Source organism: Streptococcus mitis (assembly GCF_002096735.1).
Taxonomy (GTDB): domain Bacteria; phylum Bacillota; class Bacilli; order Lactobacillales; family Streptococcaceae; genus Streptococcus; species Streptococcus mitis_CZ.
Genome location: NZ_NCVC01000014.1, coordinates 1 through 21,844 on the forward strand (window position 1 = coordinate 1; position 21,844 = coordinate 21,844).

Consider the following 21,844-nt stretch of genomic DNA (forward strand, 5'->3'; position numbering starts at 1 on the left):
GTTCATAGATCTGAACTTTATCATCATAACTCAATTTCATAATAAAACACCCCAAAAGTTAGATTTTTTCTGTCTAACTTTTGGGGTGCAGTACAAAAGCTGGTTTCTTTTTTATTATTAGATCACATGACGTTCAAAGGCATCATCTGAAATCCCTTGTTCCAAGATGAGTTTTGCCCATTCTTTAGCAGAGAAGAGGCTGTGGTCCTTGTAGTTTCCGCAAGATTCGATGGTTGTTCCAGGGACATCTTCCCAAGTAGTAGTCTCAGCGATTTCCTTGAGCGAATCCTTGATAACGGCCGCGATTTCAGCGCTAGTATGACGTCCCCACATAATCATGTGGAAGCCTGTACGGCAACCAAATGGTGAACAGTCAATCATGCCGTCGATGCGGGTACGGATGAGCTTGGCCAAGAGGTGCTCGATAGTGTGAAGGCCAGCAGTAGGGATAGAGTCTTCGTTTGGTTGCACTAAACGAATATCATAATTGGAGATGATGTCTCCCTTTGGTCCTGTTTCTTCCCCAATCAAGCGAACATAGGGTGCTTTAACAATGGTGTGGTCAAGTTCAAAACTTTCAACAATAACTTCTTTTGACATGGTAAATCCTTTCAGTTTTCTAATTTCATTATAACATAAAGCCGGCTCCTGAGGCGAAGAGAAAACCTCTCCGAGAGTGGAGAGGTTCAAATCTTTACTTACGATACAAGCGGTCGTATTGGTAGTAAGGGTCAAAGGTTACATTGATACCCAATTTGCGAAGGACATTCTTGTCTTCATCGGTTAAGATGATGGTTGAGTGAGCTTCGCTTCCTTTGAGGTTGCCAAGTTCTTCCATAGCACGAGCAGCGTCGGGATTTTCCGTAGCTGTGATAGCTAGTGCAATTAGGATTTCATTTGAATGAAGGCGTGGATTGCGGCTACCCAGATGATCGATTTTAAGACCTTGGATTGGCTTAACAACTTCAGGTTCGATTAGTTTTACTTCTTTAGCAATGTCAGCTGATTTCTTGATGGCGTTGATCAAGGCAGCTGCTGTAGGGCCGAAGAGTTCTGAGTTCTTACCAGTGACAATTTCTCCGCTTGGCAATTCAAGGGCTAGGGCTGGTCCGCCAGTTTCTTCAGCTTTTTGGCGTGCAGCAACAGCAACCTTACGGTCTGCAGGTGTGATACCGAGGTCGTTCATAAGCAACTCGATTTTCTTGACAGCTGCTTCGCCAACTTTTTCGGCTTTGAAATCAAGAACAGTTTGATAGTAACGGCGGATGATTTCTTGTTTAGAAGCTTCCACAGCAGCATCGTCATCAGTAATAGCGAAACCAACCATGTTGACACCCATGTCTGTTGGTGAAGCGTATGGAGATTCACCGAGGATACGTTCCAACATGCGCTTGAGCACTGGGAAAATTTCGATATCACGGTTGTAGTTGACAGTGGTTTCTCCATAGGTTTGGAGATGGAAGGGGTCAATCATGTTGACATCATCAAGGTCAGCTGTGGCAGCCTCGTAGGCCAAATTGACTGGGTGATGAAGGGAAAGATTCCAAACTGGGAAGGTTTCAAACTTAGCGTAGCCAGACTTGATGCCATTGATTTGGTCGTGGTACATATTGGACATACAGGTTGCCAATTTTCCAGAACCAGGTCCAGGAGCGGTTACGACAATCAAGTTTCGACTGGTTTTGATGTAGTCGTTTTTCCCCATACCTTCTGGAGAAATGATGTGATCCATATCCGTCGGATATCCTTTGATTGGATAGTGAAGATAAGAATCAATTCCGTTTTTCTCAAGTTGGTTGCGGAAGGCATCTGCAGCTGGTTGACCAGCGTACTGTGTGATGACAACGGAGCCAACAAAAATTCCCAATTCATTGAATTTATCAATCAAACGAAGAACTTCTTGGTCATAAGAAATGCCCAAGTCACCACGTGCTTTGGAATGCTCGATGTTGCTAGCATTAATGGCAATCACAACTTCAACTTGCTCTTTCAATTCTTGTAAGAGCTTGATTTTGTTGTCAGGCTCATAACCAGGAAGGACGCGAGCGGCGTGGAAATCTTCTAACATTTTGCCACCAAACTCTAAGTAGAGCTTGCCGTCAAATTGGTTAATGCGCTCCAAAATGTGGTCGCGCTGTAGATTCAAATATTGTTCAGAACTAAAAGCTTGTTTTTTCATTTTTTTACCTCTGACCTCTATTATAATAAAAAATTGGAAGTTAGGAAACTATGGAGTTAAAAAAGGAATCAAAAAGATTAGGCAAACGCTTGCACAAAACTCTGAAAAGCGCTATCATAGACTATAGATTATTAAAATAATGAGGTAAGAAGATGCAAGAAAAATGGTGGCACAACGCCGTAGTCTATCAAGTTTATCCTAAGAGCTTTATGGATAGCAACGGAGATGGAATTGGCGATTTGCCAGGTATTACCAGTAAGTTAGACTATCTAGCTAAGTTAGGAATTACAGCGATTTGGCTTTCTCCAGTTTATGACAGTCCTATGGATGATAATGGCTATGATATTGCTGATTATCAAGCGATTGCGGCTATTTTCGGGACCATGGAGGATATGGACCAACTGATCGCGGAAGCTAAGAAACGTGATATTCGTATCATCATGGACTTAGTGGTCAATCATACTTCAGATGAGCATGCTTGGTTTGTCGAGGCCTGTGAAAATCCTGATAGTCCTGAACGAGACTACTATATCTGGCGGGATGAACCCAACGATTTGGAGTCTATCTTTAGTGGGTCTGCTTGGGAGTACGATGAAAAGTCAGGTCAGTACTATCTCCACTTTTTCAGCAAGAAGCAACCTGATCTCAACTGGGAAAATGAAAAACTTCGTCAGAAAATTTATGAGATGATGAATTTCTGGATTGATAAAGGCATTGGTGGTTTCCGCATGGATGTCATTGACATGATTGGGAAAATTCCTGACGAGAAAGTAGTCAATAATGGTCCTATGCTCCACCCTTATCTCAAGGAGATGAATCAGGCGACCTTTGGAGATAAGAATCTCTTGACAGTAGGGGAGACTTGGGGAGCAACGCCTGAGATTGCTAAGTTCTACTCAGATCCAAAGGGACAAGAATTGTCTATGGTCTTCCAGTTTGAACATATCGGTCTTCAGTATCAGGAAGGTCAGCCTAAATGGCACTATCAAAAAGAGCTGAATATCGCTAAGTTGAAAGAGATTTTCAATAAATGGCAGACAGAATTAGGAGTTGAGGATGGCTGGAATTCGCTCTTCTGGAACAATCATGACCTTCCTCGTATCGTATCAATCTGGGGAAATGACCAAGAATACCGCGAAAAATCTGCCAAAGCCTTTGTAATCTTACTTCACCTCATGAAAGGAACACCTTATATCTACCAAGGTGAGGAAATTGGGATGACAAATTATCCGTTTGAAACGCTGGATCAAGTAGAAGATATTGAATCCCTCAACTATGCGCGTGAAGCTCTTGAAAAAGGTGTTCCGATGGAAGAAATCATGGACAGTATCCGTGTCATTGGTCGTGACAATGCCCGTACCCCTATGCAATGGGACGAGAGCAAAAATGCTGGTTTCTCAACAGGTCAACCTTGGTTGGCAGTGAATCCAAACTATCAAGCAATCAACGTTCAAGTGGCGCTGGCAAATCCAGATTCTATTTTCTATACCTATCAGAAACTGGTCCAAATACGTAAGGAGAATAGCTGGCTGATTCGAGCTAACTTTGAACTCTTGGAAACAACTGACAAGGTCTTTGCCTATATCCGTAAAGATGGGGACCGTCGTTTTCTAGTTGTGGCTAACTTGTCCAATGAAGAGCAAGACTTGACCGTAGAAGGAAACGTCAAATCGGTCTTGATTGAAAACACCGTGGCTCAGGAAGTCTTTGAAAAACAAATCTTAGCTCCATGGGATGCTTTCTGTGTGGAAATGACTGACTAAAAAGTGAGAACCTCAAGCTTATAGAGTTTGAGGTTTTGCTAAAAGTTTTTTAGAGAATTCTTTTAAATAGATTTTTTAGAATTTTCTAAAAAATCTGTCAAAAGCTCTTGCTTTTATAATAAAATAGGGTATAATAGTGAAAATACTATTTTGAAGGAGATTATTTATGCAATCGAAAAAGTGGCTCTTAGGAGCGGGAGTGACCTTGAGTGCGGCCCTTCTTTTGGCAGCTTGTGGTAAAAGTGATAAGAAAGCAGATGCCCCGAGGAGCTTTTCTTATGTTTATGCAGTGGATCCGTCTTCCTTGGATTATAGCGTTACGAGTAAAAGTTCTACTTCTGACGTGATTGGTAATGTTGTTGATGGTCTTTTAGAGAATGATAAATATGGGAATCTTGTTCCGTCTTTAGCAGAGGATTGGACTGTTTCAACCGATGGTTTGACTTACACTTACAAACTTCGTAAGGGGGTGAAGTGGTATACTTCTGAAGGAGAGGAGTATGCAGAAGTTAAGGCGCAGGATTTTGTTACAGGTCTGAAGCATGCAGCAGATGCTAAGTCAGATGGTCTTTCTTTGATTGAAAAATCAATCAAAGGTTTGGAGGCTTATGTTAGTGGTGAGACCAATGATTTTTCAACTGTAGGTGTTAAAGCTCTTGATGATTATACGGTAGAATATACCCTTAATAAACCAGAAAGTTTTTGGAACTCTAAAGTAACAACAGCAACCATGCTCCCTGTAAATGAAGAATTTTTGAATGCAACAGGCAAGGATTACGGAGCGCCAACCCCATCAAGTATTCTTTACAATGGTCCATATTTTTTGAAATCTTTGATTTCTAAATCTGTGATTGAATATGAAAAAAATCCTAACTATTGGGATAAGGAAAATGTCAAGATTGATAATGTAAAATTAACATTCTATGACGGATCAGATCAAGAATCCCTTATCCGTAGTTTCGCTACAGGAGCATATAATACAGCGAGACTTTTCCCAAATAGTTCAAGTTTTGCTTCTACCAAAGAGAAATATGGAGATCAGATTATTTATAGCCCTCAGGAAGCAACTAGTTATTACTTTACTTTTAACGTAAATCGTCAATCATATAATAAAACAGCCAAGACAGATGAAGGACAAAAGCTTTCTACAAAAGAAGCCATGCTGAATAAAAATTTCCGTCAAGCAATTAATTTTGCCTTCAATCGCCACGCCTATACAGCTCAATTAAACGGTGAAGAGGGTGCGGATAAGATTATTCGTAATAGTCTAGTGCCAGATAATTACGTTCAAGTAGCTGGGAAGACCTTCGGACAGTTGGCTCAGGATGAACTACTGAAATATGGAGAACAGTGGAAAGATGTGACTCTCACAGATGGTAAGGATACAATTTACAATCCAACAAAGGCCAAGTCTGCATTTGAAAAAGCGAAGTCAGAATTGCAAGCTAAGGGAGTGAGTTTCCCGATTCATCTAGATGTGCCAGTAGAACAGACAGATGTAGTTGCGGTGCAACAAACCAATTCGCTAAAACAATCAATTGAAGAAACGCTTGGAACGGAGAATGTGATTATAGATGTTCTTCAAATGACAGATAATGAGAAGGAAAGTATTACTTCTCAAGCTAAAGTTCCAACCCAAAAAGATTATGATTTGAACGGAACAGGTTGGGGACCAGATTACCAAGATCCAGCAACCTATCTCAATATTTTAGATGCTAAGAAGGGTTCTGCCTTGAAACATCTAGGTATAACAAAGGGCAAGGATCCTGAAGTTGTGGCAAAAGTTGGCTTGGATGAATACAAGAAGCTCTTGGATGATGCGGCTTCTGAGACAAGTAATCTTGATAAACGATACGAAAAGTATGCTAAAGCACAGGCTTGGGTTACTGATAGTTCACTTCTTATTCCAGTTGCTTCTTCAGGGGGCTCTCCTATGGTTAGTCGTACTGTTCCATTTACCAAAGCTTATTCACAGGTCGGTATTAAGGGGGATCCATTTATTTTTAAAGGAATGGAACTTCAAAATGATATTGTGACAACTAAAGAGTATGATGCGGCCTTCAAAAAGTGGCAAAAGGAAAAACTGGAATCGAATGCTCAGTATCAAAAGGATTTAGAAAAGCACATAAAATAACGTGAATGAGATTCTTGCTTTCGTTAGGTTATCAGTTAATTCATTGATATTTAAATGATAAATCGCATAAAAACAAGGGAGGACTGTATGAAAGACAGAAATCCTTTGTTTTTTTATGACTAAAGTTTATAAACTTTCATTCTAGAAATTCAATTAACTTTACAAATTCCCACTATTTTGGTAAAATAAACCTATGTTATAAAAACTAACATAAAGGAGAAAGAAGATGACTACAAAAAAGCGTATCCTTAGTGCAGGTCTGACTGTTGCAGCTGCCTTGCTGTTAACTGCTTGCGGACAATCAGGTTCAGATACAAAAACTTACTCATCAACCTTTAGTGGAAACCCAACTACATTTAACTACTTATTAGACTACTACGCTGATAATACAGCTATTATTACTAACCTAGTTGATGGTTTGCTTGAAAATGACAACCACGGAAACCTAGTTCCATCTTTGGCAGAGGACTGGTCTGTTTCAAGCGACGGTCTGACTTATACCTATAAACTGAGAAAAGATGCCAAATGGTTTACGGCTGACGGTGAAGAGTATGCCCCAGTCAAGGCACAAGATTTTGTGACAGGTATCAAATACGCAGTGGATAATAAATCCCAGGCCATTGACTTGATTCAAAACTCAATCAAGGGCTTGAATGATTATATTACAGGAGCGGATTCTGACTTTTCTAAGGTTGGAGTGAAAGCCATTGATGACCATACTGTTGAGTATACTTTGGCGCGCCCAGAACCTTACTGGAACTCAAAAACAACCAACAGTATTCTTTTCCCAGTGAATGAAGAGTTTCTAAACTCAAAAGGGAAAGATTTTGGTACCCTATCTCCAGATAGCATTCTCTACAGCGGACCTTATTTGTTAAAAGATTTCACATCAAAATCATCGATCGAGTATGTGAAAAATCCGCATTATTATGATCATGACAAAGTATCGATTGAACACGTAAAATTGGCCTATTTTGATGGTTCAGACCAAGAATTGACCATCCGTAACTTTGAAAGTGGAGCTTATTCAATCGCAGGTGTTTATCCAAATAGTTCTAACTTTGCTAAGACCAAGGAGAAATATAAGGATAATATCGTCTATAGCTTGCAGGACAAGACTTCTTGGTATTTCAATTTTAACGTCAACCGTAAGGCCTACAATCACACTGCTAAAACAACAGATGAGCAGAAGAAGTCAACTGAGACAGCTGTTTTGAACAAGAACTTCCGCCAAGCGGTGAACTTTGCCTTGGACCGCACAGCCTATTCTGCTCAGTCAAATGGGGAAGAAGCGGCTAGCAAGACCCTTCGTAACACCCTAGTACCTCCTACATTTGTCCAAGTTGGAGACAAGACTTTTGGAGAAGTAGTCGCTTCTAAATTGGTCAACTATGGCACAGAATGGTCAGGCATTAACTTGGCAGATGCTCAGGATGCCTATTTCAACAAAGAAAAAGCTCAAACAAAATTTTCGGAAGCTAAAAAAGAATTGGCAAGTCAAGGTGTAACTTTCCCTATTCACTTGGATGTTGCAGTTGATCAGACAAGTAAAAATGCTGTGACAGGCATGAACTCAGTCAAGCAGACCCTTGAATCAGTTTTGGGTGCTGATAACATTGTCATTGATGTTCAACAACTTTCAACGGATGATTTTAATAATGTAGCCTTTTTAGCGCCAACACCAGCTGATCGTGACTATGATTTGAACTTTGATGGTTGGGTAGGTGACTACCAAGATCCGTCAACTTATCTTAATCCTTTCAATGCAGAGGATGGGTTCTACCTCAAGATTTTTGGTTTAGATGCTCAAGAAGATAAAGCTAAGATTGCTAGCTTGGGGCTTGATACTTACACCAAGATGCTCAAAGATGCAGATAGTGAAAATAAAGATGTAGCCAAACGCTATGAAAAATATGCTGAAGCACAGGCTTGGATGATTGACAATTCTCTGATTATGTCAGCCATGTCAAGTGGTGGAACAGCTTCTGTAACCAAAGTAACGCCATTTACAAGAGGCTATTCACTGGTCGGCATCAAGGGTGATGGCAATAACTACAAGTACATGAAACTGCAAAAAGATACTGTGACAACCATACAGTTTGAAGAAGCTAAGACTAAATGGGAGCAAGAAAGCAAAAAAGCAATCGAAAAAGCTCAAAAAGAAGCAGAAAATCATGTTAAATAAAGATGAGCGAGGTTCCGTAAGGGGCCTTGTTTTGATGTTTATATAGTAAGTTTATTGATGTAATTGGTTGCAAGTCAAAAAGAATGTTTCGGAAAGAAGATGAAAATGCCTTACCTAAGCGGATTTACCCCGCAAGTGTATTTTTTTATGATATAATAAAATGAAATAAAAATTGATAATAGAGGTATATCGTGAGTAGATCTTCGAAGCGAGCTCGTAAGGGTAAAACAAAAATATTGATTAGTTGGGGGTTGCTAGCTATCTATGCATTACTAGCAGTCTTTTTATTGTTTTTGATTTTCAAGTACAATATGCTAGCCTTCCGATATCTCAATATAGTGGTTGCTGTCTTAATTGTAGCCTTAGCCATCTTGTGCTTCTTTTTAATTCGGTCTAAGAAAGCTAAAAATCTAACGCTGATTTTATTACTGCTTGGTGTGTTAATCAATGGAACTTCTCTCTTTGCTGTAGGGCAGTTCATTGGATTTACCAGTCGCCTGAATGCGACATCGAACTACTCACATTATTCGATGAGTATTGCGGTATTAGCAGATAGTTCAATTGATAATATCAGTCAGGTAACCAGTGTAACGGGGCCGACTGGGACGGATAAGGATAATATCCAACAGTTGATGAATGATCTTAAGGCTAGTCAAAATAAGGAATTGACAGTCGAAGAAAGCAGATCCTATCTTGCGGCCTATAAGAGCTTGTTAGCTGGCGATACAAAGGCAATCATTCTAAACAGTGTCTTTGAAAACATTATCGAATCAGAATATCCTGACTATGCTTCAAAAATTAAGAAAATCTATACCAAAGAATTAACCAAGACGGTTGAAACTCCAAAAGATGTCAAGGGTGACAGTTTCAATGTTTATATCAGTGGAATTGATACTTACGGTCCAATCAGTTCGGTTTCTCGTTCGGATGTCAATATCATTATGACAGTGAATCGCGAAACGAAAAAGATTCTTTTGACAACGACCCCTCGTGATTCCTATGTTCCAATTGCAGATGGTGGTAACAACCAAAAAGATAAGTTGACCCATGCGGGGATTTATGGAGTAGATGCTTCCATTCATACACTGGAAAATCTCTACGGTATTGACTTGAACTATTACGCTCGTTTGAATTTCACTTCTTTCTTGAAATTGATAGATCTTCTCGGTGGAGTTGATGTTCATAATGATCAAGAATTTACTGCTCATACAAATGGGAAGTTCTATCCTGTAGGGAATGTTCATCTTGACTCGGAGCAAGCTCTTAGCTTTGTACGTGAGCGTTATTCATTGGCAGATGGAGACCGAGATCGTGGTCGTAACCAGCAAAAAGTCATTGTTGCAATTCTGCAAAAGTTAACTTCGACAGAAGCTTTGAAAAATTATGACAGTATTATAAAGGGTCTACAAGATTCCGTGCAAACTAATATGCCACTTGAAACCATGATGAACCTGGCCAATGCCCAACTTGAGAGTGGTGGAACTTATAAGATTAATTCGCAAGATCTTAAAGGAACAGGGCGTATGGATTTGCCATCCTATGCCATGCCTGATAGCAACCTTTACATGATGGAGATAAGTGATAGCAGTTTAGAGTCAGTCAAGGCTGCAATCAATGATGTGATGGAAGGAAAATAAGACACAATGATTGATATTCATTCGCATATCGTATTTGGTGTGGATGATGGTTTAAAATCTAAGCAAGAAAGCAAGGTCCTTTTGACAGAAGCCTATGGACAAGAAGTACGGACTTGAGAGGTAAAACATGCAATTGTAACATCAATTAAAGTTATCTATCTTGTACAATTGCTACAACAGTTTGTTAAAAAATAAAAGGAGGGGGTTATGTACGATTATCTTGTTGTTGGTGCTGGTCTTTTTGGTGCAGTTTTTGCCCATGAAGCAGCCTTAAAAGGAAAAAAAGTAAAAGTTATTGAAAAACGGAATCATATCGCGGGTAATATCTATACTCGTGAAGAGGAAGGAATTCAAGTTCATCAATATGGTGCCCATATATTCCATACTTCTGACAAGGAGATTTGGGACTATGTAAATCAGTTTGCTGAGTTTAACCGTTACACAAACTCCCCTGTTGCAAACTATAAGGATGAGATTTATAATCTTCCTTTTAATATGAATACCTTCAATAAGCTTTGGGGAGTTGTAACGCCAGCAGAAGCACAGGCTAAGATTGATGAGCAACGTGCTGTTTTAAATGGCAAAACTCCTGAAAATTTGGAAGAACAGGCTATTTCTCTTGTAGGTACAGACATCTACGAAAAATTAATCAAAGATTATACAGAGAAACAGTGGGGCAAGCCAACTACGGAACTTCCAGCCTTTATCATTCGCCGTTTGCCAGTACGCCTGACCTATGATAACAACTATTTTAATGATACCTATCAAGGGATTCCAATTGGTGGATACACTCAAATAGTTGAAAAAATGTTGAATCATGAAAACATTGATGTAGAAACAAATGTTGATTTCTTTGCCAATAAAGAACAATATATGAAGGACTTCCCTAAGATTGTCTTTACTGGTATGATTGATGAATTCTTTGATTATAAATTAGGTGAACTAGAGTACCGTAGTCTTCGTTTTGAAAATGAGACCTTGGATATGGAGAATTACCAAGGAAATGCAGTTGTGAACTATACAGATGCAGATACCCCGTATACTCGTATTATTGAACACAAACATTTTGAGTTTGGGAATCAAGCAAAGACGATCATTACTAAAGAACATTCTAAAACATGGGAAAAAGGTGATGAGCCGTATTATCCAGTAAATAATGATCGTAATAATCATTTGTATAAATCATATAAAAAATTGGCAGATGAACAAGGGAATGTTATCTTTGGTGGTCGTTTAGGACACTATCGTTATTACGATATGCACCAAGTAATTGGAGCAGCTTTACAGTGTGTAAGAAATGAGTTAGATTAAACACCTAGAACTGTTACCAGTTGCTATTTAGAAATGTGATTGATAATTCCTTGACTACCTAATGTAGTTGAGGTATTTTTGATATTATTCATATTTTTGCAATCTTATTGTTTAAAAAATAATTTTCAAAAATTCAGAAAATTGTATTGACAGGACTCAAAAAAGGGGCTATAATGAATAAAAAAAAGGAGAAGACTATGAAAACAAGAAAAGTATTGGCTCTTGCGGGAGTAACTTTATTAGTAGCAGGTGTCTTAGCGGCTTGCTCGGGTGGTTCTGCTACTAAAGGTGAGCAGACTTTTGCATTTACATACGAGACACATCCAGATAATCTCAACTATTTGACAACTGGTAAGGCAGCGACTGCCGACATTACTAGTAATGTAATTGATGGATTGCTTGAAAATGACAAATACGGGAACCTTATTCCCTCAATGGCAGAGGACTGGTCAGTTTCTAAGGATGGCTTGACTTACACTTATAAGATTCGTCAGGATGCTAAGTGGTATACATCTGAGGGAGAAGAGTATGCTCCTGTTAAGGCTCAGGACTTTGTGACAGGTCTTAAATATGCGACAGATAAGAAATCAGAAGCCCTTTACTTGGTACAAGATTCAATTAAAGGTTTGGACGCATACGCTAAAGGGGAAAATAAAGATTTCTCTCAAGTTGGGATTAAAGCGATTGACGATCAAACAGTCCAATACACTTTGAACAAACCTGAAAGTTTTTGGAATTCTAAAACAACCATGGGTGTCTTGGCACCAGTTAATGAAGAGTTTTTGAACTCAAAAGGGGATGATTTTGCCAAAGCAACAGATCCAAGTAGTATCTTGTACAATGGTCCTTATTTGTTGAAATCTATTGTAACCAAATCTGCTGTTGAATTTGCGAAAAATCCTAACTACTGGGATAAAGACAATGTCCATATTGACAAAGTGAAATTGTCATTCTGGGATGGTCAAGATACTAGTAAACCTGCAGAAAACTTTAAAGATGGTAGCTTAACAGCAGCTCGTCTCTATCCAACTAGTGCAAGTTTTGCAGAGCTTGAGAAAGAGATGAAGGATAATATTGTCTATACACAACAAGATTCTACGACTTATGTAGTGGGGACAAATATTGACCGTCAGTCCTACAAATATACTTCTAAGACTAGCGAAGAACAAAAGACATCTACTAAAAAGGCTCTCTTAAACAAGGATTTCCGTCAGGCGATTGCTTTTGGTTTTGATCGTACGGCCTATGCCTCTCAGTTGAATGGACAAACTGGAGCAAGCAAAATCTTACGTAATATCTTTGTTCCACCAACATTTGTTCAAGCAGATGGTAAAAACTTTGGAGATATGGTCAAAGAAAAATTGGTGACTTATGGGGATGAATGGAAGGATGTGAACCTTGCCGATGCACAAGATGGTCTTTACAATCCAGAAAAAGCCAAGGCTGAATTTGCCAAAGCCAAATCAGCTCTACAAGCTGAGGGAGTACAATTCCCAATTCACCTAGATATGCCTGTTGACCAAACAGCAACTACAAAAGTTCAGCGCGTCCAATCTATGAAACAATCCTTGGAGGCAACTTTAGGAACTGATAATGTCATTATTGATATTCAACAGTTGCAAAAAGATGAAGTACTTAATGTCACTTTATTTGCACAAACTGCTGCTGGCGAAGATTGGGATCTTTCTGATAACGTTGGATGGGGACCAGACTTCTCAGATCCATCAACTTATCTTGACATCATCAAGCCTTCTGTAGGGGAAAATACGAGAACTTACCTAGGATTTGATTCAGGAAAAGACAATGAGGCGGCTAAGAAGGTTGGTCTCAATGATTATGATAAAATGGTCAATGAAGCAGGTGAAGAAACTACAGATGTTACAAAACGTTATAACAAGTATGCCGAAGCTCAAGCTTGGTTGACAGATAGTGCCTTAGTCATCCCAACAACTTCTAAAACTGGTCGTCCAATCTTGTCTAAGATGGTACCATTTACTTTACCTTTCTCTTTCTCAGGTAACAAGGGGACAAGCGATCCGCTCCGATACAAATACCTTGAACTTCAAGACAAGGCAGTCACTGCAGATGAATATCAAAAAGCTCAAGATAAATGGATGAAAGAAAAAGGAGAATCCAATAAAAAAGCGCAAGAAGAACTCGCAAAACATGTGAAATAAGATAAAAAGAAGTTAGTTATTCGCTAACTTCTTTTGGTTTATCGAAAATGAATTGGTGCCGATCATCGCTTTTAGATATGATAGATTCTATTTTGTTGAAGAAAAAATCCTGAGCCTTTATTCTCAGAATTTTCTTTTATCTTACTGTTGTGGTTGCTGTTGAACTTGTGGATTTTGTGGTGTTGGTTGTACTGGTTGTGTCGGCTGAACAGTCTGACCAGCTTGTCCTTGATTAGGATCAGTTGCTGGAGCATTATTGGGTTGTTGACCAACCGTAGTACTTGCCTGTGTAGTTGAACTTTCAGCTGTTGAGGATTGTTGAGTAGAGGGTTCAGTCCATATTGGGCGAGCTCCATTTTTGAATACAAATTCCCCGTTTCTGAAAACTCCGTCTGGCATCGTCCAGTCTTCTGGATGAGTATCTTCTGATAGATACGTTATCATTGAGCGATAAACCTTAGCTGCAACTAGGAAACCATCTCCAACGATAGGAGTTAAACGATTCGAATAACCTGTCCATACAGCCATAGAATACTTACGAGTATAACCAACAAACATTTCATCTGGAGCTACATAGCCAGTGTTCTTGATGTGTTTTTCAATTTCATCATCTGTGTAGTTAGAAGTACCTGTCTTACCAGCTTGTGGAAGCCATGGTAGGTAGGCACCACGTCCTGTTCCGTAAGCTAAGACAGTTTTCATCATTTCGGTCATCATGTAAGCAGTTGTTTCTTTCATAGCTCGTGTACCAGCATCTGAAAATTCTTTTTCACTACCGTCACTGAAGACGACCTTATTGATATACATGGGTTTGTGGTAAATTCCACCGTTGGCAAAGGCAGCATAAGCAGCAGCCATTTTTTCACTGCTTGCACCGTATTGTTTGTTAGATTCAGTTGTATTACTTGAAATGGCGTTTGCATAGTGGATGCTTGGATAATTGATACCTAAGCCATTTAGGAAGGTTTTCGCTCTATCTAAACCAACTTTATTTAGGGTTTCAACAGCTGTGACATTACGTGACTGTTGAAGTGCATACTGAATTGTAATATTTCCAAAGTAGCCTTTATCCCAGTTGTAGACGGGAGTATCAGTACCAGGATAGTTATAAGGAACATCATGTACAATAGTTGCAGTAGAGTCATAGACTCCATATTCTAAAGCGGGAGCATAGTCAGTGATTGGTTTCATAGTAGAACCCCAGTCACGGTTGGTTTCAACGGCTTGGTTGATTCCGAAAGATACATTACTTGATTGGTGACGGGCACCAAGTTGTGCAATAACGTTACCATTAGATACATCTACAATAGTCGAAGCTACTTGCATGTCATCATCAGGATAAGTGACATATTGGTCGGTGTTATAAACATCCCAGAGTCGTTGTTGGACATCTTTGTCCACATTTGTATAGACATCCATACCTGTAGTAAGAAGGTTGTAACCAGTTTCTTGTTCAACTTGGTCGATTACTTCTTTAAGGTAGTTGTCCATGTATGCAGGATAGCTGTTACCGGATTTCAGGCTTTGTAGACCATCGGTAACAGGGGTATTAATAGCTTTTTCATAATCTTCTGCACTAATGTATTTTTGCCCTTTCATTTCTGAAAGTACCAAGTTACGACGCTCTAGAGCAGCTTCTGGATGGGAATAAGGATCATATTGGTTTGGCGCTTGAGGCATTCCAGCCAAGAGTGCTAACTGTGGCAAGCTTAAGTCCTTCAAGTCTTTTCCATAGTAATTTTGGGCTGCGGTTTGCATTCCATAGTTACCGTTGGACATGTAGACTTTATTGATGTAATAGGTCAGGATTTCTTGCTTGGTTGCTTTTTGCTCTAGTTGAACGGCTAGCCAAGCTTCTTGAGCTTTACGTGACAAGGTTTGATCAGCAGTTGAAGTAGAAAAATAAGTCAATTTAATTAATTGTTGTGTCAAGGTTGAGGCACCTTGTAGACCTCCTCCTTGTAGATTTCTCAATGCTGCTCCCATGATACGAATAGTATCAACACCTCTATGATCAAAAAAACGGTGGTCTTCGATAGACACAATTGCCTTGACTAAGTCAGTAGGAATTTCATTTGCTTGGGCATTTACGCGACGTTCAGATCCAAGGTCAGCAATCAGTTCGTTTTTGTTGTCATAAATCTTGCTAGAGGTTGTCGCAACTAATTTACTTTCAGATAAGGCTGGAGCCTTGCTAACAAAGTAGAGGAAGACACCTCCACCTAATAGAAATAATGCGATAAATAAGGTAAGAAATGTAATTCCAATATACTTTAAGAATCGCAGAATAGTTTGTTTATTCATCTTGTTTTACCACCTAGTAAACGTTCTTTGATAATATCGAGATAGGGAATTTGAGGGAAAGCTCCTTGCTTTATTAAATATCCGTATTCTTGAATATATCCAAGTGGCATTGATTTTTGGCCCTTATCTTGATGATAAAAGCGAATCAAATCAAGTGCCGGCAACAAATAAGTTTCTTGTCGAGAAGAAAAATGAAGTAGTACGAAGCAAATGCCCTGCTGTTCTAGAACTTGTTCCATATGTTGAATCTGGTGAAGATGGAAGTTCTTCATTGGGATAGCATTTTTTTGCCGCGTTTCCTTGGCTTCAAAGTCAATGTAATGTCCTCTATATACGCCAGAGTAATCTGTTGTGGAAGCTTGTCTAAAGTAGGCTTCTACAATTTTGGCTCGACTACGTTGAGGATAGTCTACTCGAACAATCTGAACAGGCGTTGGCTTTTTATGGATAACTGCCATACCATGCGTCAGATAGTAGTCGTTTGTAGCGTTAATCATCTTTTCAAAAGTCATTCCTCGATTTGCGAAATTTTTTGGTTGAGAAATGGATGTTTGGCTTTTTTTTGATGAAATTTTATGAGGATAGTTGACCATATTTCTCCTTATTGGTACAATAACATCACTCTATTATACCATAAAAATAGAAAGAAAGGTGTAAAAATGACTACAGCTTTAATTATGGGATATTCTAATTTTGACTTGGGTTTGTTTTCTGACAAGGATCCTCGTCTTAAATTGATTAAAAAAGCGATACGTAGGGATTTAGAAGCTATGGCAGAAGATGGGGTGACTTGGCTTGTATTTACAGGGACTTTGGGCTTTGAATATTGGGTTTTAGAGGTTGCTCAGGAAATGAAGACCGAATACGGTTTCCAGTTGGCCACCATTTTTGCTTTTGAAACCCATGGGGAAAATTGGAATGAAGCCAATCAGCTTAAACTGAGTCGCTTTAAGCAGGTAGACTTTGTCAAATATGCCTATCCCAAATATGAACATACAGGGCAACTGCGTGATTATCAACAATTTTTACTGGAAAATACTGATTTAGCTTATTTTTTCTATGACCCAGAAAATGAGACCAAACTAAAATTTATGGATAACTTGATGAAAAATCAGGAAGGTTATCGCATAAAAAAGCTAACGTTTGAAGACTTAAATGAGCTAGCAGAAAATTTTTCTGAAAAGTAAGCCTTTGACCTTGATTTTTGTTTGCCTTTTTTTATATAATAATACTATTAGAAACCGAGAATGGAGCGAGAGATGGCAAGTATTATTTTTTCAGCAAAAGATATTTTTGAGCAAGAGTTTGGACGTGAAGTCCGTGGATATAGTAAGGTTGAAGTTGATGAATTTTTGGACGATGTCATCAAGGACTATGAAACTTATGCTGCCTTAGTCAAGTCTCTCCGTCAAGAAATTGCAGAGTTGAAGGAAGAATTAGCTCGTAAACCGAAACCTTCACCAGTTCAAGCAGAGCCTATTGAAGCGGCAACTACAAGCTCTATGACGAATTTTGATATTTTGAAACGCTTGAATCGTCTTGAGAAAGAAGTATTTGGTAAACAAATTTTGGATAACTCTGATTTATAAGAGCTCGTTTGAAATGTGCAATTTTTGGATAATCGCGTGAGGAGAATTTCTTCTCATGAGGAAAGTCCATGCTAGCACAGGCTGTGATGCCTGTAGTGTTTGTGCTAGGCGAAACCATAAGCCTAGGGACGAGAAATCGTTACGGCAGTTGAAATGGCTAAGTCCTTGGATAGGCCAGAGTAGGCTTGAAAGTGCCACAGTGACGGAGTCTTTCTGGAAACGGAGAGAGTGGAACGCGGTAAACCCCTCAAGCTAGCAACCCAAATTTTGGTCGGGGCATGGAGTACGCGGAAACGAACGTAGTACTCTGACTGCTATCAGCTATAGGCTGTTAGTGGTAGACAGATGATTATCAAAGGAAGTGGTCCTAGTCACTTCTGGAACAAAACATGGCTTATAGAAAATTGCATATAGGTTGGGGCTGAGAAATTTTCTCAACCTCATTTTTTAAAGTGGACATATAGAAAGGTCTTATAAGACTGAAAATGAAAAAAGAATTTAATTTAATCGCTACTGCTGCGGCGGGTCTTGAGGCTGTTGTGGGACGTGAAGTGCGAGAGCTTGGCTACGATTGTCAGGTTGAAAATGGACGTGTTCGTTTTCAAGGAGATGTGAGAGCCATTATCGAAACCAACCTCTGGCTTCGGGCAGCAGACCGTATCAAAATTATCGTAGGAACGTTCCCAGCTAAGACTTTTGAGGAGCTCTTTCAAGGAGTTTTCGCCTTAGATTGGGAAAATTATTTACCGCTTGGAGCTCGGTTCCCAATTTCAAAAGCTAAATGTGTGAAATCTAAATTACACAATGAACCCAGTGTTCAGGCTATTTCAAAGAAGGCCGTTGTCAAGAAATTGCAGAAACACTACGCCCGTCCAGAAGGAGTTCCTCTGATGGAAACTGGTCCAGAGTTTAAAATTGAGGTCTCTATTCTTAAAGACATAGCAACTGTCATGATTGATACGACAGGGACTAGCCTCTTTAAACGTGGTTATCGTACGGAAAAAGGTGGCGCTCCCATAAAGGAAAATATGGCAGCAGCTATTTTGCAACTCTCTAACTGGTATCCAGACAAGCCCTTGATTGATCCAACCTGTGGTTCAGGAACTTTCTGTATCGAGGCAGTTATGATTGCCAGAAAGATGGCTCCAGGTCTGCGTCGCTCCTTTGCCTTTGAGGAATGGAACTGGATTAGCGATCGCTTGATTCAAGAAGTTCGCACAGAAGCAGCTAAGAAAGTGGATCGTGAGCTTGAGCTAGATATCATGGGCTGTGATATCGATGCACGTATGGTGGAAATTGCTAAGGCCAATGCTCAGGCAGCAGGTGTTGTAGGAGATATTACCTTTAAGCAGATGCGCGTGCAGGATTTGCGTTCTGATAAAATAAATGGAGTGATTATCTCTAACCCACCTTATGGTGAACGCTTGTCAGATGATGCAGGGGTTACCAAGCTTTATGCTGAGATGGGTCAAGTATTTGCTCCTCTGAAAACGTGGAGCAAGTTTATCTTAACCAGTGATGAAGCCTTTGAGACCAAGTACGGTAGTCAGGCGGATAAGAAACGTAAGTTGTACAACGGAACTTTAAAAGTTGATTTGTATCAATATTTTGGTCAGCGTGTTAAACGTCAGGAAGTAAAGTAGGAAGGAAAACTCATGAGTAAGAAAAGACGGAATCGTCATAAAAAAGAAAACCAAGAACCGCGATTTGATTTTGATGAAGCAAAAGAGTTAACAGTTGGTCAAGCTATTCGTAAAAATGAAGAAGTGGAAGCAGGAGTCTTGCCTGAAGATTCCATTTTGGACAAGTATGTCAAGCAACACAAAGATGAAATCGAAGCAGATAAGTTTGCGACTCGCCAATACAAAAAAGAGGAGTTAATCGAAACACAGAGTCTGGATGACTTGATTCAAGAGGTGCGTGAAGCTGTAGAGGAGTCAGAAGCCTATTCAGAGGAAGTTCTATCGTCTGAAGCTATCTTACCTCCACTGCCTCTGGACGATGAGGATAAAGACTGGGATCCTATAGTACTAGAGGATGAAAATTCAGCAGAAATGACTGGGGAAGTGGAAGAGGAGAAAAAACTTTCTCGTCTGGATCAAGAGGACCCAGAAAAGAAAAGTAAAAAAGGTTTTGTTTTGACCGCTTTGGCGCTCGTATCAGTGGTTATCTGTGTCAGTGCTTATTATGTCTATCGTCAAGTGACCCGTTCGACCAAGGAAATCCAGACTTCTCAATCAACTACAAATACGCAGTCAGATGTAGAAGAATTCAATAATTTATATGATGGCTTCTATACAGATAGCAATAAAACTGCTTTGAAAAATAGTCAGTTTGATAAACTGAGTCAACTTAAGACCTTGCTTGATAAGCTGGAAGGTAGTCGTGAACATACCCTTGCCAAATCTAAGTATGATAGTCTAGCAACGCAAATCAAGGCCATTCAAGATGTCAATGCACAATTTGAAAAACCAGCTATTGTGGATGGTGTCTTGGATACCAATGCTAAAGTCAAATCGGATGCTAAATTTACAGATATTAAAACTGGAAATACGGAGCTTGATAAAGTTCTAGATAAGGCTATCAGTCTTGGTAAGAGCCAGCAAACAAGTGCTTCAAGCTCAAGTTCAAGTGAAACTAGCAGCTCAAGTTCTCGTCAAGCAAGTGAAAATACTGCTAGTGAAACAAGCCCAAGTAGTTCAAATACGGCATCAACTGAAACTAGAAGTACCCGCAGTGAAGTCAATATGGGTGTATCAAGTGCAGGAGTTGCTGTTCAAAGAAGTGCGAGTCGTGTTTCTTATAACCAATCAGCTATTGATGATAGCAATAACTCTGCCTGGGATTTCGCGGATGGTGTTTTGGAACAAATTTTAGCGACTTCACGCTCACGTGGTTATATCACTGGTAACCAATACATCCTTGAACGTGTCAATATCGTTAATGGCAATGGTTATTACAACCTCTACAAGCCAGATGGAACCTATCTCTTTACCCTTAACTGTAAGACAGGATACTTTGTTGGAAATGGTTCTGGACATGCGGATGCTTTGGACTACTAAGCAGTCGTTACAAAATTCTTTCTTTTCAAAAGTAAAAATGATAAAATAAAACAAATTAAACAAGAGGAGTGTCAAATGACAAAAGCTAACTTTGGTGTCGTAGGTATGGCCGTAATGGGTCGTAACCTTGCCCTTAATATTGAATCTCGTGGTTACACAGTTGCTATTTACAACCGTAGTAAAGAAAAAACTGAAGATGTAATTGCTTGCCATCCTGAAAAGAACTTTGTGCCAAGCTATGACGTGGAAAGTTTTGTGAACTCAATCGAAAAACCTCGTCGTATCATGCTCATGGTTCAAGCTGGACCTGGTACAGATGCTACTATCCAAGCCCTTCTTCCACACCTTGACAAGGGTGATATCTTGATTGATGGTGGAAACACTTTCTACAAAGATACAATCCGTCGTAATGAAGAATTGGCAAACTCAGGTATCAACTTTATCGGTACTGGAGTTTCTGGTGGTGAAAAAGGTGCCCTTGAAGGTCCGTCTATCATGCCTGGTGGACAAAAAGAGGCCTACGAATTGGTTGCGGATGTTCTTGAAGAAATCTCAGCTAAAGCACCAGAAGATGGCAAACCATGTGTGACTTACATCGGTCCTGATGGAGCTGGTCACTATGTGAAAATGGTTCACAACGGTATCGAGTATGGGGATATGCAATTGATCGCAGAAAGCTATGACTTGATGCAACACTTGCTAGGCCTTTCTGCAGAAGACATGGCTGAAATCTTTACTGAGTGGAACAAGGGCGAATTGGACAGCTACTTGATCGAAATCACAGCTGATATCTTGAGCCGTAAAGACGATGAAGGCCAAGATGGACCAATCGTAGACTACATCCTTGATGCTGCAGGTAACAAGGGAACTGGTAAATGGACTAGTCAATCATCACTTGACCTTGGTGTGCCATTGTCACTCATCACTGAGTCAGTATTTGCACGTTACATTTCAACTTACAAAGAAGAACGTGTACATGCTAGCAAGGTTCTTCCAAAACCAGCTGCCTTCAAATTTGAAGGAGACAAGGCTGAGTTGATTGAAAAGATTCGTCAAGCCCTTTACTTCTCAAAAATCATTTCATACGCACAAGGTTTTGCGCAATTGCGTGTAGCTTCTAAAGAAAACAACTGGAATTTGCCATTTGCAGATATCGCATCTATCTGGCGTGATGGCTGTATCATCCGTTCTCGTTTCTTGCAAAAGATTACAGATGCTTACAACCGTGATGCAGACCTTGCTAACCTTCTTTTGGATGAGTACTTCTTGGATGTTACTGCTAAGTACCAACAAGCAGTGCGTGATATCGTAGCTCTTGCTGTTCAAGCTGGTGTGCCAGTGCCAACTTTCTCAGCAGCGATTACTTACTTTGATAGCTACCGTTCAGCTGACCTTCCAGCTAACTTGATCCAAGCGCAACGTGACTACTTTGGTGCCCACACTTACCAACGTAAAGACAAAGAAGGAACATTCCACTACTCTTGGTATGACGAAAAATAAGTA

General features: G+C 39.7%; 15 protein-coding genes, 1 other RNA gene and 1 pseudogene. 13 read left to right on the forward strand and 4 right to left on the reverse strand.

The window, feature by feature from the left end; all coding sequences use genetic code 11:
• Positions 1-117: 117 nt before the first annotated feature.
• Both B7703_RS03435 and B7703_RS03440 read right to left on the reverse strand, forming a co-directional pair.
• Positions 118-600, reverse strand: coding sequence for an S-ribosylhomocysteine lyase (locus B7703_RS03435; RefSeq protein WP_000032547.1), 483 nt, complete (start codon positions 598-600; stop codon positions 118-120).
• Positions 601-694: 94 nt separating this feature from the next.
• Positions 695-2,179 (reverse strand): DUF1846 domain-containing protein, encoded by a 1,485-nt coding sequence (locus tag B7703_RS03440; protein WP_084923645.1) that lies wholly within the window; start codon positions 2,177-2,179, stop codon positions 695-697.
• 152 nt (positions 2,180-2,331) lie between these two features.
• Here B7703_RS03440 and B7703_RS03445 point away from each other — a divergent pair, with 152 nt between their 5' ends.
• The 7 genes and pseudogenes from B7703_RS03445 (at position 2,332) to B7703_RS03475 (ending at position 13,386) form a co-directional block, all read left to right on the forward strand.
• A complete protein-coding gene (locus B7703_RS03445; protein ID WP_084923646.1) occupies positions 2,332-3,942 on the forward strand; it encodes a glycoside hydrolase family 13 protein in 1,611 nt (536 codons plus the stop codon).
• A 166-nt stretch (positions 3,943-4,108) separates the two neighbouring features.
• A complete protein-coding gene (locus B7703_RS03450) occupies positions 4,109-6,076 on the forward strand; it encodes a peptide ABC transporter substrate-binding protein (protein WP_049544886.1) in 1,968 nt (655 codons plus the stop codon).
• Between the two features lie 226 nt (positions 6,077-6,302).
• Positions 6,303-8,261 (forward strand): peptide ABC transporter substrate-binding protein, encoded by a 1,959-nt coding sequence (locus tag B7703_RS03455; RefSeq protein ID WP_084923648.1) that lies wholly within the window; start codon positions 6,303-6,305, stop codon positions 8,259-8,261.
• Between the two features lie 191 nt (positions 8,262-8,452).
• The gene (cpsA, locus tag B7703_RS03460; RefSeq protein WP_084923649.1) at positions 8,453-9,898 is read left to right on the forward strand and encodes an LCP family glycopolymer transferase CpsA; all 1,446 of its coding nucleotides are present in this window, start codon (positions 8,453-8,455) and stop codon (positions 9,896-9,898) included.
• A gap of 6 nt (positions 9,899-9,904) precedes the next feature.
• Positions 9,905-10,012, forward strand: a pseudogene (locus B7703_RS03465) (CpsB/CapC family capsule biosynthesis tyrosine phosphatase); the annotation flags it as partial.
• A 93-nt stretch (positions 10,013-10,105) separates the two neighbouring features.
• The gene (gene glf, locus B7703_RS03470) at positions 10,106-11,209 is read left to right on the forward strand and encodes a UDP-galactopyranose mutase (protein ID WP_084923651.1); all 1,104 of its coding nucleotides are present in this window, start codon (positions 10,106-10,108) and stop codon (positions 11,207-11,209) included.
• A 197-nt stretch (positions 11,210-11,406) separates the two neighbouring features.
• Positions 11,407-13,386: a peptide ABC transporter substrate-binding protein gene (locus B7703_RS03475; protein WP_084923652.1), complete on the forward strand. Its 1,980-nt coding sequence runs from the start codon at positions 11,407-11,409 to the stop codon at positions 13,384-13,386.
• A 141-nt stretch (positions 13,387-13,527) separates the two neighbouring features.
• Here B7703_RS03475 and pbp1a read toward each other — a convergent pair whose 3' ends face one another.
• Entirely contained in the window at positions 13,528-15,690 is a 2,163-nt protein-coding gene (gene pbp1a / locus B7703_RS03480) for a penicillin-binding protein PBP1A (protein WP_084923654.1), read from the reverse strand.
• Positions 15,687-16,283 (reverse strand): Holliday junction resolvase RecU, encoded by a 597-nt coding sequence (recU, locus tag B7703_RS03485; RefSeq protein ID WP_033685492.1) that lies wholly within the window; start codon positions 16,281-16,283, stop codon positions 15,687-15,689. The genes pbp1a and recU overlap by 4 nt, the downstream gene beginning before the upstream one ends.
• A 66-nt stretch (positions 16,284-16,349) precedes the next feature.
• Here recU and B7703_RS03490 point away from each other — a divergent pair, with 66 nt between their 5' ends.
• From B7703_RS03490 to gndA, 6 genes are all read left to right on the forward strand, one after another.
• Positions 16,350-16,877 (forward strand): SLOG family protein, encoded by a 528-nt coding sequence (locus tag B7703_RS03490; RefSeq protein WP_084923655.1) that lies wholly within the window; start codon positions 16,350-16,352, stop codon positions 16,875-16,877.
• Positions 16,878-16,949: 72 nt separating this feature from the next.
• On the forward strand, positions 16,950-17,279 hold the full coding sequence (gpsB, locus tag B7703_RS03495; protein WP_191962423.1) for a cell division regulator GpsB: 330 nt from the start codon (positions 16,950-16,952) through the stop codon (positions 17,277-17,279).
• Positions 17,280-17,299: 20 nt separating this feature from the next.
• An RNA gene (gene rnpB, locus B7703_RS03500) (RNase P RNA component class B) lies at positions 17,300-17,681 on the forward strand.
• Between the two features lie 83 nt (positions 17,682-17,764).
• Complete coding sequence (locus tag B7703_RS03505; protein ID WP_084923658.1) at positions 17,765-18,922, forward strand: THUMP domain-containing class I SAM-dependent RNA methyltransferase; 1,158 nt, start codon at positions 17,765-17,767, stop codon at positions 18,920-18,922.
• Positions 18,923-18,934: 12 nt separating this feature from the next.
• Positions 18,935-20,341: a cell division site-positioning protein MapZ gene (mapZ, locus tag B7703_RS03510; RefSeq protein ID WP_084923660.1), complete on the forward strand. Its 1,407-nt coding sequence runs from the start codon at positions 18,935-18,937 to the stop codon at positions 20,339-20,341.
• Positions 20,342-20,416: 75 nt separating this feature from the next.
• Positions 20,417-21,841 (forward strand): NADP-dependent phosphogluconate dehydrogenase, encoded by a 1,425-nt coding sequence (gene gndA, locus B7703_RS03515; RefSeq protein WP_000158778.1) that lies wholly within the window; start codon positions 20,417-20,419, stop codon positions 21,839-21,841.
• The last annotated feature ends 3 nt before the right edge of the window (positions 21,842-21,844 follow it).